Raw genomic sequence first — 14200 nt, forward strand, 5'->3', positions numbered from 1 at the left:
TTCAACCCTTCAGATAATCACGCATATGTCGCAACAACTTCAGAGCATCATCGATACCGCCTGGGACAAGCGCGCCGAACTGTCGCCGAAAGCCGCGCCGGCAGAAGTGCGCGAAGCCGTCGCCCATGCGATCGAGCAACTCGATAAGGGCGCGCTGCGCGTCGCCGAAAAGAAGGACGGCGACTGGGTCGTCAACCAGTGGCTGAAGAAGTCCGTGCTGCTGTCGTTCCGTCTGGAAGACAACGCGCCGATGCCGGCCGGCGGCTACAGCCAGTTCTACGACAAGGTGCCGTCGAAGTTCGCGAACTACACCGCTGAAGACTTCGCCGCCGGCGGCTTCCGCGTGGTGCCGCCCGCGATCGCGCGCCGCGGCTCGTTCATCGCGAAGAACGTCGTGCTGATGCCGTCGTACACCAACATCGGCGCGTACGTCGACGAAGGCACGATGGTCGACACGTGGGCCACCGTCGGCTCGTGCGCGCAGATCGGCAAGAACGTGCACCTGTCGGGCGGCGTCGGCATCGGCGGCGTGCTGGAGCCGCTGCAGGCCAACCCGGTCATCATCGAAGACAACTGCTTCATCGGCGCGCGCTCGGAAGTCGTCGAAGGCGTGATCGTCGAGGAAAACTCGGTGATCTCGATGGGCGTGTACCTCGGCCAGAGCACCAAGATTTACGACCGCGAAACCGGCGAAGTCACGTACGGCCGCATTCCGGCGGGATCGGTCGTGGTGGCGGGCAACCTGCCGTCGAAGGACGGCACGCACAGCCTGTACTGCGCGGTCATCGTCAAAAAGGTCGACGCGAAGACGCGCGCGAAGGTCGGCCTGAACGAGTTGCTGCGAGGCGATTGATGGCGCGCGGCACCAAAACCGTCGTCTACGGCATTCCGAACTGCGACACCGTGAAGAAGGCCCGTGTATGGCTCGAAGAGCACGGCGTCGAGTTCGAGTTCCACGACTTCAAGAAGGCCGGCGTGACCGAGCCGCTCGTGCAGGACTGGCTCAAGGACGTCAAGCTCGATGCGCTGCTGAACCGCCGCGGCACGACGTGGCGCGCTCTGTCCGACGACATGAAGGCGGCCGCGGAAACGCAGCCGGGCGCGATCGCGCTGATGATCCACAAGCCGTCGGTGATCAAGCGGCCGGTGCTGGTCGTGAACGGGCGGGTGAAGTCGCTCGGCTTTTCGGCGGATGAGTACGCGGCGCTGTTTGTCTGAGCGCGGCGCTGAAGCGCCGGGCTCGAGCACGAGGTAGTCGAACGCGCGGCCTCGCGCCGCGTCGTTCAAAGGCTGTTGCCGGCTGCGGTGCCTCACCGCGAGCCGGCATTTTTTCATTTCAAAATGGCTTGTCCTAAATCCATGTCCGGCACCCTCGCCCTTACCGAACAACTGATCGCGCGCGCGTCCGTCACGCCCGACGATCAGCATTGCCAGCGTCTCCTGATCGAGCGCCTCGCCGCGCTCGGCTTCGAGCACGAGACGATCGAATCCAACGGCGTGACCAACCTGTGGGCCGTCAAACGCGGCGTCGACGGCACGCAAGGCAAGCTGCTCGCGTTCGCCGGCCACACCGATGTGGTACCGACCGGCCCGCTCGAACAATGGCACTCGGCGCCGTTCGAGCCGACCCAGCGCGACGGCAAGCTGTACGGCCGCGGCGCGGCGGACATGAAGGCGTCGATCGCCGGCTTCGTCGTCGCGAGCGAGGAGTTCGTCGCCGCGCACCCCGAGCACCGCGGCTCGATCGCGTTCCTGATCACGAGCGACGAGGAAGGCCCCGCCACCGACGGCACCGTCAAGGTCGTCGAAGCATTGCAGCAGCGGGGTGAGCGCATGGACTACTGCATCGTCGGCGAGCCGACGTCGAGCGAACGTTTCGGCGACATGGTCAAGAACGGCCGGCGCGGCTCGATGTCGGGCAAGCTGATCGTCAAGGGCGTGCAGGGCCATATCGCCTACCCGCATCTGGCGAAGAATCCGGTGCACGTGCTGGCGCCAGCGCTCGCCGAACTCGTCGCCGAGCGCTGGGACGAAGGCAACGAATATTTCCCACCGACCACCTGGCAGGTGTCTAACCTCCACAGCGGCGCCGGCGCGACCAACGTGATCCCCGGCCATGCGGACGTGATGTTCAACTTCCGCTTCTCGACCGCGAGCACCGTCGAAGGACTGCAAAAGCGCGTACATGCGATTCTCGACAAACACGGCCTCGAATACGAACTGCAATGGACCGTGAGCGGCCTGCCATTTCTCACCCCGCGCGGCGAGCTGTCGAGCGCGCTCGCGCAAGCGATCAAGGACGAAACCGGCGTGGACACCGAGCTGTCGACCACCGGCGGCACGTCGGACGGCCGCTTCATCGCGCGCATCTGCGAGCAGGTGATCGAGTTCGGTCCGCTGAACGCGAGCATCCACAAGATCGACGAACATATCGAAGTCGCCCATATCGAGCCGCTGAAGAACGTGTATCGCCGCGTGCTCGAACAACTGATCGCGTAACCTGGAACCTTGCGATGACGCTTCCTTTTTGCACCGTCCGCGATCTGCTGCGTTATGCAGTGTCGCGTTTTAGCGAGGCCAAACTGTCGTTCGGCCACGGCTCGGCCAATGCCTACGACGAAGCCGCCTACCTGATCCTGCACACGCTTCATTTGCCGCTCGACCTGCTCGAGCCGTTTCTCGACGCGCGCCTGACCACGGCCGAAATCGAGGCGGTGCTGAAAGTGATCGAGCGACGCGCCGCCGAACGCGTACCGGCCGCGTACATCACGCAGGAAGCGTGGATGCACGGCTATCGCTTTTACGTCGACGAGCGCGTGATCGTGCCGCGCTCGTTCATCGGCGAGTTGCTGCAGGACGGCCTGCAGCCGTACGTCGAGGACCCCGAGCAGGTCGGCGCGGTGCTCGAACTGTGCACCGGCTCCGGGTGCCTCGCGATCCTCGCCGCGCACGCGTTCCCGAACGCCGACATCGACGCGGTCGATCTGTCCGCGCCCGCGCTCGAAGTCGCGACGCGCAACGTGCTGGACTACCACCTCGACGAGCGCATCGCGCTGTTCGAAGGCGATCTGTATGCGCCGCTCGCCGAGCGCCGCTACGACGTGATCATCAGCAATCCGCCGTACGTGAACGCCACGTCGATGCAGGAGCTGCCGGCCGAATACAAGCACGAGCCGGAGATGGCGCTCGCGGGTGGCGCCGATGGTATGGACATCGTGCGACGGATCATTGCCGACGCGCGCAACTGGCTGACCGAAGACGGCGTGCTCGTCATCGAGATCGGCAACGAACGCGAGCACGTCGAGGCGGCGTTCGGCGGTCTCGACCTCGTGTGGCTGTCGACCAGCGCCGGCGACGACAACGTGTTTCTGATCCAGGGCAGCGACTTGCCGGTCTGAGTCCGGCATGCTGACCGTTTGATCTTCGTTTCAAGCGCGTTTCTCAGGCAGGGTCACGAGCAATCGCCGCGACAGCGCGTGGCCTTGCCCGCAACCGCAGCCTGAGCCCGTTGCCCGACGCGTTCGCCGCAGACCACGGAGCGAGCCCGTGCCCGCCTCCGTTTCCTGAACCACGGCGCTTCGCCAACTGTTCGCGAGCTTATGACAATCGATCTGCTTCACGTCGGCCCGCTGGTTCTCCTTGCCCACATTCTCGGCATCATCGCGGCCGCTCACGCGATTCTCCATACCCGCACCTCGCAAGGGGCGATCGCATGGGCCGTGTCGCTGGTCGCGATGCCTTATCTGACGCTCGTGCCCTACCTGTTCCTTGGCCGCAGCAAGTTCGCCGGCTACGCGGACGCGCGCCGCGTCGAGAACGAGCTGCTGCGCACGCGCGCGCATCCGCAGGTGTGGGACACGCAGGCGTCGTCGGCCGGGGTGCCGACGCAGCAGCTCGGCTCGCGGCTCGTGCATTCGCTGACGCGCCTCGGCGGCATGCCGTTCCTGCCAGGCAATACCGTGCGCACGCTGGTCAACGGCACGGCGACTTTCGAGGCGATCTTCGAGGCGATCGAGAACGCGCGTCGCTATGTAATCGTGCAATTCTTCATCGTGCGCGACGACGCGCTCGGCGACATGCTGAAGGACGCGCTGATCGCCAAAGCCAAACAGGGCGTGCGGGTCTACTTCCTGTATGACAGTATCGGCAGCTTCGATCTGCCGCACCGCTACGTTGCGGCGCTGCGCGCCGCCGGCATCGAGATGCAGCCGTTCGCCACGAACCGCCGCTTCGTCAACCGTCTGCAACTGAATTTCCGCAATCACCGCAAGATCGTGGCGGTCGACGGCGAGCGCGCGTTTGTCGGCGGTCATAACGTCGGGGTCGAATATCTGGGCGCGAAGCCGCCGCTGTCGCCGTGGCGCGATACGCACATCGAAGTGCGCGGGCCAGCAGTCGCAAGCATCCAGTTCGTCTTTATCGAGGACTGGTACTGGGCCACGCAGCAGTTGCCCGAGTTCGACGCGCCGGCCGCCGATTCGGTTGACGAACCCGCGGATGCCGCCACCAACGAGCGCGCCGCGAACAACATGCACTGCCTCGTGCTGCCGAGCGGCCCGGCCGACAAGCAGGAGACCTGCTCGCTGTTTTTCGTCGAAGCAATCAACGCGGCACGTGAACGCATCTGGATCACGACGCCCTACCTCGTCCCCGACGAAGCCGTATTCGCTGCGTTGCGCCTGGCTGCGCTGCGCGGCGTCGACGTGCGCATCCTGATTCCGAGCCGGCGCGATCACCTCGTGGTGTTCGCGGCGTCGAAGCTCTATGCGTACGACTCGCTGCGCGCGGGCATTCGCATCTTCCGCTATCAGCCGGGCTTCCTGCATCAGAAGGTCGTGCTGATCGACAGCAGCGCGGCCGCGATCGGCAGCGCCAATCTCGACAACCGCTCGTTTCGCCTGAACTTCGAGATCATGGTGCTGACCGTCGACCGCGGCTTCGCGCTCGAAGTCGAGACGATGCTGCTCGACGACTTTGCCGAGTCGCGCGAAATCGACCGCGACGAGTACCGCAAGTCGAACGCGCTGCGACGCATGCTGATGCACGTCGCGCGGCTCTTTTCGCCGATCCTGTAGGCGTGCCCGCTTACAGCAGCGCTTCGATATCCGCGGTGATCGCCTCGGGCTTGGTCAGCGGCGCATAGCGCTTGACGACGTTGCCGTCGCGGCCGATCAGAAACTTCGTGAAATTCCACTTGATCGCCTCGAGACCGAGCAGTCCCGGCGCCTCGATCGTCAGATAGCGGAACAACGGGTGCGCGTTCGGGCCGTTCACGTCGATCTTGTCGAACATCGGAAACGTCACGCCGTAGTTCTTCTCGCAGAAGCTGCCGATCTGCGCGGCGTCGCCCGGCTCCTGCTTGCCAAACTGGTTGCACGGAAAACCGAGCACCGCGAGCCCGCGCGCCGCGTACGCGTCATACAACTTCTGCAAGCCCGCGTATTGCGGCGTGAACCCGCATTCGCTCGCGGTATTGACGATCAGTATCACCTTGCCTTCGTACTTCGCGAGACTCGCTTCCGCGCCGCCGAGCGTGCGTGCCGAGAACGAATAAATCGATGTCATGTGCCCTCCTGTGAAAGCCGTCAGTCTATGCCAAAAGCGCTGCCGATACAGTTTGCCGGATGGCGGATGGCGGCCGCGCGAAAAGTGACAGCCGGGCCATCGGCGCCGCGCGCCCGGCAACGCGCCGGGCAGTCTAAAATAGCGGTTTTCTTCAGCCGGCCACGTCGTGATCCGCTTCAATCAGTTCAGCCTCGCACGCGGCACCAAGCCGCTTTTCGACAACACTACGTTCAGCTTGAACCCCGGTGAAAAAGCCGGCCTCATCGGGGCGAACGGCGCGGGCAAGTCGACGCTGTTCGCCGTGCTGCTCGGCGAGCTGCATGCGGACGGCGGCGATTTCTCGATCCCGCCGACCTGGCGCATCGCGCACGTCGCGCAGGAAACGCCCGCCGTCGACAAAACCGCCCTCGCCTACACGCTAGACGGCGACGCCGCGCTGCGCGACATCGAAGCGCGCATCGCTTCGGCCTCCGCGGCGCACGACGGCGCCGCAGAAGCCGAAGCGCACGCCGCGTTCGCCGACGCCGACGGCTACACCGCGCCGGCTCGCGCCGAAGCGTTGCTGCTCGGCCTCGGCTTCACGCTCGACCAGACCCGCGAGCCGGTCAGCAGCTTCTCGGGCGGCTGGCGCATGCGCCTGAATCTGGCGCAGGCGCTGATGTGCCGCTCCGATCTGCTGCTGCTCGACGAACCGACCAACCACCTCGACCTCGACGCGATCGTCTGGCTGGAAGATTGGCTGAATCGCTATGCGGGCACGCTGATCGTGATCTCACACGACCGCGAGTTTCTCGATTCCGTCTGCAACGTCACGCAGCATCTCGAGAACCAGCAGATCAAACGCTACGGCGGCAACTACTCGCAATTCGAAGTGCTGCGCGCGCAGCAGATCGCGCTGCAACAGAGCGCGTACGAAAAACAGCAGCGCACGGTCGCGCATCTGCAGAGCTACATCAACCGCTTCAAGGCGCAGGCCACCAAGGCGCGTCAGGCGCAAAGCCGGGTGAAGGCGCTCGAGAAGATGGAGCTGATCGCACCCGCGCACGTCGCGTCGCCTTTCACGTTCGAGTTCCGCACCCCTGACTCCGCGCCGAATCCGATGATGGTGATGGAAGACGTGCGCTGCGGCTACCATGCCGAAGACGGCAGCGAGATTCCGATCGTCGAGCGCGTGATGCTGTCGATCCAGAACGGTCAGCGCATCGGCCTGCTCGGCGCGAACGGCCAGGGCAAGTCGACGCTGATCAAGACGCTCGCGGGCACGCTCGAACCGTTGAGCGGCCACGTACGCGAAGGCAAGGGTCTGCGCATCGGCTACTTCGCGCAGCATCAGCTCGAAACGCTGCGTCCGGACGACACCCCGTTGCAGCACCTCGCGCGTCTCGCGCCCGATACGCGCGAGCAGGAGCTGCGCGACTTCCTCGGCAGCTTCAACTTTTCCGGCGACATGACGACCGCGAAGATCGCGCCGTTCTCGGGCGGCGAGAAGGCTCGCCTCGCGCTCGCGCTGATCATCTGGCAAAAGCCGAACCTGCTGCTGCTCGACGAGCCGACCAACCACCTCGACCTCGAAACGCGCCACGCGCTGACGATGGCGCTCGCGCAATTCGAAGGCACGCTGATCCTGGTCTCGCACGACCGGCATCTGCTGCGCGCGACGACCGATCAGTTCATGCTGGTCGCGAAGCATCGTCTGCAGGAATTCGACGGCGATCTCGACGACTACCGCGACTGGCTGCTGCAGCATGCGGCCGAGCAGCGCGCCGCGCTGAAGGCCAATGCTTGCGGTGCGCCGGACGCAGCGTCCAACGGCGCGGCAAGTGGCGACAGCAACGTCAATCGCAAGGAGCAGCGCCGCCTCGAAGCGGAAACGCGGCAGAAGCTCGCGCATCTGAAGAAGCCGCTGCAAAGCCGCATCGCGAAGATCGAAAAGGAAATGGACGCACTCAACGCGGAGAAAGCGACGCTCGATACATTCGTCGCCGATCCCGCGAGTTACGAACCGGAGCAGAAGAGCAAGCTGACGGAGGCGATCCGCCGTCAGGCAGACGTGAACGCGCGCCTCGACACGCTCGAAGCCGAATGGCTCGAGACGCACGAGGAACTCGAACAGATCGGCTAGCGGCACCGCGCCGGCATCCACGGGAGCTTGGCTTTGTCATTTGCGAATTCATCGTCCGGGTTATCGGCCCCAGAATCAGCAGCTGCATCGGCAACCGATGCGCCGCCGTTGCAGGGACTGCGCGTGCTCGACCTCACGCGCCTGCTGCCGGGTCCGGTGGCCGCGCTGCGCCTCGCCGAGCTCGGCGCCGATGTGCTGAAGATCGAGGCGCCCGGCGCGGGCGACCCGACTCGCACGATGATGCAGTCGTCGAACGATCGTGTCGCGGGCCGACCCGGCGCGTTTTACCGGATGGTCAATCGCGGCAAGCGCGAGACGCGCCTCGACCTCAAGTCCGAAGCAGGACGCCAGGTGCTGCGCGCACTCGCGGCTGAAGCCGACGTGCTGATCGAGAGCTTCCGGCCCGGCGTGATGGAGCGGCTCGGGCTCGGCTACGCGACGCTCAGCGCAGCCAATCCGCGGCTCGTCTATTGCGCGATCAGCGGATATGGCGCGAGCGGTCCGTTCGCGGACCATGCCGGCCACGATCTGAATTACATCGGCTACGCAGGCGTGCTCGATCAACTGGCGAACCGCGACGGTGCGCCGATCCTGCCGAACTTCCAGATCGCCGATCTGCTCGGCGGCGCATTGAGCGCGGTCACACAGATTCTCGCCGCGCTCTGGCATGTCGCGCGAGGCGGCGCGGGCCGCTTCGTCGATGTATCGATGACGCACACGAGCTATGCGCACAACTTCGTCGCGCAGGTGTCGCTCGTCAACGAAGGTGCGGCGCCCGCCGCGGGCAGTGGACTCTTGAACGGCGGCGTGCCCTGCTACAACCTCTACCGCACCAGCGATGAACGCTGGCTCGCGGTCGGCGCGCTCGAATTGAAGTTCTGGGAAACGCTGTGCATGGCGCTCGATCGGCCGGAATGGGCGACGCGTCACTGGAGCCTGGGTCAGGCGATCGGCGGTCCCGATGCCGTGGCACTCATTCAGGAAGTCGCCGATCTGATTGCGACGCGCACGCTCGGCGAATGGGTGGAATCGCTGGAATCGCTCGATTGCTGCGTGTCGCCGGTGCTTACGCCCGCTGAAGCGGCGCAGCATCCGCTGTTCAATCCGCACGCGTATGCGGCGGTGGCCGCGAGCGCCGCCGACTCACACGACGACGGGGCCTAATGCGCGTGGCGCAGCCGCGACGCGGGCGCAATGAAGATCAAGGCCCGGTCAATCGAAAAACCCGCCGCCGTCAACGCCGCGTCGGCGTCTGCCTCGGCAGCGTTTGCCGCGGCGACTTTTCGTCGTCGTACAGCAGGTGCTTGCGGCCTTCCACATGGCGGCTGATCGTGGCACGCACTTCGGCGGCCGTTACGTCTTCGGCCACCACCCGCCGCGAGATCTGACCCGCGGTGTCGATCCACTCGACGATCCGGCAAGCGCCGCCCCACGGCTGATGAATCGGTGCGGAGACCCGGCAGCCGCGCACCTGGATGTTATGGTGGGCAGCGGTTTCACGAGACAGTTTCAAGGCGCGATCCTTTTTCGAGCATCAGACGGGATGCATATCATTACAGATTAGAAAAAAGGTATGGCGGCCAGGTTACAGCCAATATGAAGATATTTACCGGGCATTACGGGACCGCAAGCGTACAAAGTACTGACGAGCCGTCCCGGCCCCCGTCTATTCGAGCGTGCGGACGCGGTCGATGGCCTGTTCGATCCGTTCGACCGCAACGACCTGTAAGCCTTCGATTGGCTGTTTCGGCGCATTGGCCTTCGGAATCACCGCCACCGAGAAGCCGAGTTTGGCTGCTTCCTTCAGGCGCTCCTGACCGCGCGGCGACGGCCGGATTTCGCCGGCGAGGCCCACTTCGCCGAATACGACGAGCCCCTTCGGCAGCGGCTTGTTGCGCATCGAAGAATGGATCGCGAGCAATACCGCGAGGTCGGCGGCGGGCTCGGAGATCTTCACCCCGCCCACCGCGTTCAGGAACACGTCCTGATCGAAACAGGCGATGCCCGCGTGCCGATGCAGCACCGCGAGCAGCATCGCGAGCCGGTTCTGTTCGAGGCCGACCGCAAGGCGTCGCGGATTTGGCGCGTTGGCCGCATCGACGAGCGCCTGCACTTCGACGAGCAACGGCCGCGTGCCTTCCTGCGTGACGAGCACACATGAGCCCGGCACCGACTGCTCGTGCTGCGATAAAAACAATGCCGACGGATTCGCGACGCCGCGCAAACCACGCTCGGTCATCGCGAACACGCCGAGCTCGTTGACCGCGCCGAAACGGTTCTTGATCGCGCGCACGAGACGGTACGACGAGTGCGTATCCCCCTCGAAATACAGCACCGTATCGACGATATGTTCGAGCACGCGCGGACCCGCGAGCGCGCCCTCTTTAGTCACGTGCCCGACCATGATGATCGTCGTGCCCGACTGCTTGGCGATGCGCGTGAGTTGCGCCGCGCACTCGCGCACCTGCGCGACCGAGCCCGGCGCCGATGTCAAAGCATCCGAATAGACGGTCTGGATCGAATCGATCACGGCGACTTCAGGCCGTTGCTCCGTGATCGTTGCCTGAATCTTTTCGAGCTGGATTTCCGCGAGCAATTGCAGCTCGCTTGCCTTCGAGCCGGGTTCGAGCAACGCCAGCCGTTGCGCGCGCAACGCGATCTGCGCGCCAGATTCTTCGCCGCTGATATAGAGCGCGCGTTTGTCCGCCGCGATTTCCGCGAGCGATTGCAACAACAGCGTCGATTTACCGATGCCCGGATCGCCGCCGATCAACACCACGCCGCCCGGCACGAGGCCGCCGCCGAGCACGCGGTCGAATTCGCCGACGCCGGTGGAAAAGCGCGGCACGTCCGACGCGTCGATTTCGGCGAGGCGCCGTACCGGCGTGCTCTTCGCGAGTGACTGGAAACGGTGACCGGACGGCGCCTCCGCGACCGATTCTACGAGCGTGTTCCACGTCTGGCAGGACGGGCATTGACCGGACCACTTCGGCGACTGTCCGCCGCATTCCCCGCAGATGTACAACGTCTTCGCTTTCGCCACGCGTTACTCCGCCCGAACCGGCACACGCGGCGCGACCGCGCACATCAGCTCGTAGCCGATCGTGCCGCAGGCCTGAGCGACGTCGTCGATGGGCAGCGCGGTGCCCCACAATTCCACGCGCGAACCGACGTTGGCGGTCGGCACCGGGGTCAGGTCGACGGTCAGCATGTCCATCGACACACGTCCAACGATCCGCGTGCGCACGCCATCGACAATCACCGGCGTGCCTTCCGGCGCGACGCGCGGATAGCCGTCCGCGTAACCGCACGCGACCACGCCGATGCGCATCAGACCGCGCGCAGTGAACCTCGACCCATAGCCGACCGAGCTGCCTTCGCCGAGCGTCTGCACGGCGATCAGTTCCGACGCGAGCGTCATCGCGGGCTGCAGACCCGTGCCGTCGATCGCGGCCGTCACGCCGGACGGCGACGCGCCGTACAGGATGATGCCCGGACGCACCCAGTCGAAATGCGCTTCCGGATGCCACAGCGTCGCGGCCGAATTCGACAGACTGCGCGCACCGGCGATGCCCTGCGCGCCACGCTCGAACGCCTCCATCTGATGCGCGATGCCGCGCTCGGCATCGGCATCGGAGAAATGCGTCATCAACGTGATCTGGCCGACGCCCTGACAGGCGCGCGCACGTTCCCACGCGGCACGGAATTTTTCGACCGTGTAGCCGAGCCGGTTCATGCCGGTGTTCATCTTCAACTGAATATTGACCGGTTTCGACAGACGCGCCATTTCGAGCATGCGCAGTTGCTCGTCCGAATGCAGCGCCGTGGTCAAACTGTAGCGGTCGATTACGTCGATATCGGTCGGCCGAAAAAAGCCTTCCAGCAGAAGAATTGGGCCCGCCCAGCCCAATTCGCGCAACTTCACCGCTTCTTCGAGGTCCAGCAACCCAAAGCCGTCCGTAGCGCGCAAACCGGGAAACACGCGCGCGAGGCCATGCCCGTAGGCATTAGCCTTGACGACGGCCCAGATTTTCGATTTCGGCGCATAGCGCCGCGCGACAGCGAGGTTATTGGCGAGAGCAGCGGTATGAATCGTGGCGGAAAGGGGGCGCGGCATGGGATTTTTTCGTAAAGACACTTGCGAATCAGCGGCTTACAGGGCGTTTTCAGCGCTCGGCGGCCCGCTGGGCGGTGCGATCAAGGATTCTGCTAGTCCGAATTCAGCTATTTTCATGATATAAAGCCGTGCGCACAACCCATTTCGATCGGCATAAGCCCGGACGCATGACAAACGGCCGGGGCGGACAGACCGCAGCGAGGACAGCATCGCATCAGATGAAAAAAGGTTTTTACACCATCATGGCCGCGCAGTTTTTTTCGTCGCTGGCCGACAATGCGCTTCTGATCGCTGCTATCGCACTGTTGAAAGATCTTCACGCTCCGAACTGGATGACGCCGCTGCTCAAGCTGTTTTTCGTGCTGTCATACGTCGTTCTTGCCGCCTTCGTGGGCGCATTCGCCGATTCCCGTCCGAAAGGACGCGTGATGTTCATCACCAATACGATCAAGGTGGTTGGCTGCATAACGATGCTGGTCGGCGCGCATCCGCTGATTGCGTACGGCATCGTCGGTTTCGGCGCGGCGGCCTACTCGCCCGCCAAATACGGCATTCTCACCGAACTGTTGCCGCCTGACCGGCTCGTTGCCGCGAACGGCTGGATCGAAGGCACCACGGTCGGCTCGATCATTCTCGGCACGGTGCTCGGCGGCGCGCTGATCAGCCCGCATATCGCCGCGCCGATTCTCAAATGGCACGTCCCCACCGTCAACACGCCCGCGGAAGCCGCGATGCTCGTGATCATGGCCATTTACGTGATCGCCGCGCTGTTCAATCTGCGCATTCCCGACACCGGCGCGCGCTATCCGCGACAGGAGCACGGGCCGATCCGCCTGATCACCGATTTCGCCGACTGCTTTCTCGTGCTGTGGCGTGACAAGCTCGGACAGATTTCACTCGCCGTGACGACGCTGTTCTGGGGTGCGGGCGCGACGCTGCAATTCATCGTGCTGAAGTGGGCCGAGGTGTCGCTGGGCATGTCGCTGTCCGAGGCGGCGATCCTGCAGGCGGTGGTCGCGGTTGGCGTCGCGTTCGGCGCGATTTTCGCGGCTTCGCGTGTGCCGTTGAAGAAGTCGCTGTCGGTCTTGCCGGTCGGCATCATGATGGGTATCTCCGTGATGCTGATGGCGTTCTACACGCGCGATCTGTTTCCCCCGCATTGGGGCGTGTATTTTGGCCGCATGCACGTGTCGGGCTATCTGATTTTCGCGTATATCTTCCTGATGTTCGTGGGCGGCCTGTCGGGCTTTTTCGTCGTGCCGATGAATGCGCTGCTGCAGCATCGCGGGCACGTGCTGCTGTCGGCGGGCCATTCGATCGCCGTGCAGAACTTCAACGAGAATCTGTCCGTGCTCGTGATGCTGTGCCTGTACGCGGTGCTCGTGTGGCTCGACGTGCCGGTCACCGTCGTGATCGTGCTGTTCGGCACCTTCGTTTGTCTGATGATGTGGCTCGTGATGCGACGCCATCAGGCGAACCAGCGCGCCTTCGATTCGGTCGCGCTAATCGGCGAAGCCAAGCACTGATCGGCTGCGCCGGGCCGGCCGCGACACACACGAGCGCGCCCTCCTTCTTCCTCGCTCGACCATGACTCAATCGATTCCCAATGTGCTGACGATCGCCGGTTCCGACTCCGGCGGCGGCGCCGGCATCCAGGCCGATCTGAAGACCTTCTCCGCGCTCGGCGCCTATGGCGCGAGCGTGATCACCGCGCTGACCGCGCAGAACACGCGCGGCGTGACCGCGATACACGCGCCGGACCCGGGCTTCGTCACCGCGCAGCTCGACGCGGTGTTCGATGACATCCGCATCGACGCGGTGAAGATCGGCATGCTCGCGAATGCGCCGATCGCGCGTGCGGTCGCCGACGCGCTGCGCCGTCATCAGCCCAAACACATCGTGCTCGACACGGTGATGATCTCGAAGAGCAATCACGCGCTATTACTACCCGATGCGGTCGCGGTGGTACGCGACGAACTGCTGCCGCTCGCCGATCTGCTGACGCCGAATCTGCCGGAAGCGGCCGCCTTGCTGAGCATGCAACTCGCCGCCGACGAAGCCGGCATGGTCGAGCAAGGCGAAGCGTTGCGCGCGCTCGGCGCGCGCGCGGTGCTGATGAAGGGCGGCCATCTGAGCGCGACCGATAGCCCCGACTGGCTCGTGCAGGAAAGCGGCACGCTGCGTCTCGGCGGTCCGCGCGTGCCGGTGAAGAACACGCACGGGACAGGCTGCACGTTGTCGTCGGCGATCGCGGCCTTGATTGCGCAGCGCGACGATCTCGCTAGCGCGGTCGCCGATGCGAAGGTTTATCTGACGGGTGCGTTGCAGGCGAGCGAGCGGCTCGACGTCGGCCACGGCGTGGGGCCGGTGCATCACTTTCATCGGTGGTGGTGAGC

At 64.6% G+C, this 14200-nt stretch carries 13 protein-coding genes; 9 read left to right on the plus strand and 4 right to left on the minus strand.

The genetic code is table 11. From position 1 onward, the window contains the following. Positions 1 to 25 precede the first annotated feature (25 nt). The 5 genes from dapD to cls all read left to right on the plus strand — a co-directional run bounded on the left by dapD (position 26) and on the right by cls (position 5075). Positions 26 to 853, plus strand: a complete 828-nt coding sequence (gene dapD, locus HDG39_RS05920) for a 2,3,4,5-tetrahydropyridine-2,6-dicarboxylate N-succinyltransferase (RefSeq protein WP_184004001.1) — start codon at positions 26 to 28, stop codon at positions 851 to 853. Next, positions 853 to 1218, plus strand: coding sequence for an ArsC family reductase (locus tag HDG39_RS05925; RefSeq protein WP_018417635.1), 366 nt, complete (start codon positions 853 to 855; stop codon positions 1216 to 1218). The genes dapD and HDG39_RS05925 overlap by 1 nt, the downstream gene beginning before the upstream one ends. 141 nt (positions 1219 to 1359) lie before the next feature. After that, positions 1360 to 2499, plus strand: coding sequence for a succinyl-diaminopimelate desuccinylase (gene dapE, locus HDG39_RS05930; protein WP_184004003.1), 1140 nt, complete (start codon positions 1360 to 1362; stop codon positions 2497 to 2499). 14 nt (positions 2500 to 2513) lie between these two features. Further along, positions 2514 to 3398, plus strand: coding sequence for a 50S ribosomal protein L3 N(5)-glutamine methyltransferase (gene prmB, locus HDG39_RS05935; RefSeq protein WP_184004005.1), 885 nt, complete (start codon positions 2514 to 2516; stop codon positions 3396 to 3398). Between the two features lie 201 nt (positions 3399 to 3599). Then, on the plus strand, positions 3600 to 5075 hold the full coding sequence (gene cls / locus HDG39_RS05940) for a cardiolipin synthase (RefSeq protein WP_184004007.1): 1476 nt from the start codon (positions 3600 to 3602) through the stop codon (positions 5073 to 5075). Positions 5076 to 5085: 10 nt separating this feature from the next. On the opposite strand, the gene HDG39_RS05945 is transcribed toward cls, so the two are convergent. After that, positions 5086 to 5565: a glutathione peroxidase gene (locus HDG39_RS05945; RefSeq protein WP_184004009.1), complete on the minus strand. Its 480-nt coding sequence runs from the start codon at positions 5563 to 5565 to the stop codon at positions 5086 to 5088. Between the two features lie 166 nt (positions 5566 to 5731). Between HDG39_RS05945 and HDG39_RS05950 the strand changes: the two genes are divergently transcribed. Both HDG39_RS05950 and HDG39_RS05955 read left to right on the plus strand, forming a co-directional pair. Next, a complete protein-coding gene (locus tag HDG39_RS05950; protein ID WP_184004011.1) occupies positions 5732 to 7687 on the plus strand; it encodes an ATP-binding cassette domain-containing protein in 1956 nt (651 codons plus the stop codon). 108 nt (positions 7688 to 7795) lie between these two features. After that, positions 7796 to 8851 carry a CaiB/BaiF CoA transferase family protein gene (locus tag HDG39_RS05955; protein WP_184004013.1) on the plus strand — a complete coding sequence of 352 codons (1056 nt, stop codon included), beginning with the start codon at positions 7796 to 7798 and terminating at the stop codon, positions 8849 to 8851. 70 nt (positions 8852 to 8921) lie between these two features. Here HDG39_RS05955 and HDG39_RS05960 read toward each other — a convergent pair whose 3' ends face one another. The 3 genes from HDG39_RS05960 to alr form a co-directional block, all read right to left on the minus strand. Beyond that, positions 8922 to 9200 carry a DUF2866 domain-containing protein gene (locus HDG39_RS05960; RefSeq protein ID WP_184004015.1) on the minus strand — a complete coding sequence of 93 codons (279 nt, stop codon included), beginning with the start codon at positions 9198 to 9200 and terminating at the stop codon, positions 8922 to 8924. A gap of 153 nt (positions 9201 to 9353) precedes the next feature. Then, a complete protein-coding gene (gene radA / locus HDG39_RS05965; protein WP_184004017.1) occupies positions 9354 to 10730 on the minus strand; it encodes a DNA repair protein RadA in 1377 nt (458 codons plus the stop codon). A 3-nt stretch (positions 10731 to 10733) separates the two neighbouring features. Continuing rightward, positions 10734 to 11804, minus strand: a complete 1071-nt coding sequence (alr, locus tag HDG39_RS05970; RefSeq protein ID WP_184004019.1) for an alanine racemase — start codon at positions 11802 to 11804, stop codon at positions 10734 to 10736. A gap of 218 nt (positions 11805 to 12022) precedes the next feature. On the opposite strand from alr, the gene lplT reads away from it, so the two are divergent. Further along, entirely contained in the window at positions 12023 to 13330 is a 1308-nt protein-coding gene (gene lplT / locus HDG39_RS05975) for a lysophospholipid transporter LplT (protein ID WP_018417625.1), read from the plus strand. A gap of 61 nt (positions 13331 to 13391) precedes the next feature. Continuing rightward, positions 13392 to 14198, plus strand: coding sequence for a bifunctional hydroxymethylpyrimidine kinase/phosphomethylpyrimidine kinase (gene thiD, locus HDG39_RS05980; protein WP_184004021.1), 807 nt, complete (start codon positions 13392 to 13394; stop codon positions 14196 to 14198). The last annotated feature ends 2 nt before the right edge of the window (positions 14199 to 14200 follow it).

It is taken from the genome of Paraburkholderia lebeckiae, from assembly GCF_014201005.1.
GTDB lineage: Bacteria > Pseudomonadota > Gammaproteobacteria > Burkholderiales > Burkholderiaceae > Paraburkholderia > Paraburkholderia tuberum.

Excerpts from the sequence above, each read along its gene's own strand:
- HDG39_RS05945 (WP_184004009.1), bottom strand. The coding sequence starts at position 5,565 with ATGACATCGATTTATTCGTTCTCGGCACGCACGCTCGGCGGCGCGGAA.
- prmB (WP_184004005.1), top strand. The coding sequence starts at position 2,514 with ATGACGCTTCCTTTTTGCACCGTCCGCGATCTGCTGCGTTATGCAGTG.
- lplT (WP_018417625.1), top strand. The coding sequence starts at position 12,023 with ATGAAAAAAGGTTTTTACACCATCATGGCCGCGCAGTTTTTTTCGTCG.
- cls (WP_184004007.1), top strand. The coding sequence starts at position 3,600 with ATGACAATCGATCTGCTTCACGTCGGCCCGCTGGTTCTCCTTGCCCAC.
- thiD (WP_184004021.1), top strand. The coding sequence starts at position 13,392 with ATGACTCAATCGATTCCCAATGTGCTGACGATCGCCGGTTCCGACTCC.
- alr (WP_184004019.1), bottom strand. The coding sequence starts at position 11,804 with ATGCCGCGCCCCCTTTCCGCCACGATTCATACCGCTGCTCTCGCCAAT.
- HDG39_RS05925 (WP_018417635.1), top strand. The coding sequence starts at position 853 with ATGGCGCGCGGCACCAAAACCGTCGTCTACGGCATTCCGAACTGCGAC.
- dapD (WP_184004001.1), top strand. The coding sequence starts at position 26 with ATGTCGCAACAACTTCAGAGCATCATCGATACCGCCTGGGACAAGCGC.
- dapE (WP_184004003.1), top strand. The coding sequence starts at position 1,360 with ATGTCCGGCACCCTCGCCCTTACCGAACAACTGATCGCGCGCGCGTCC.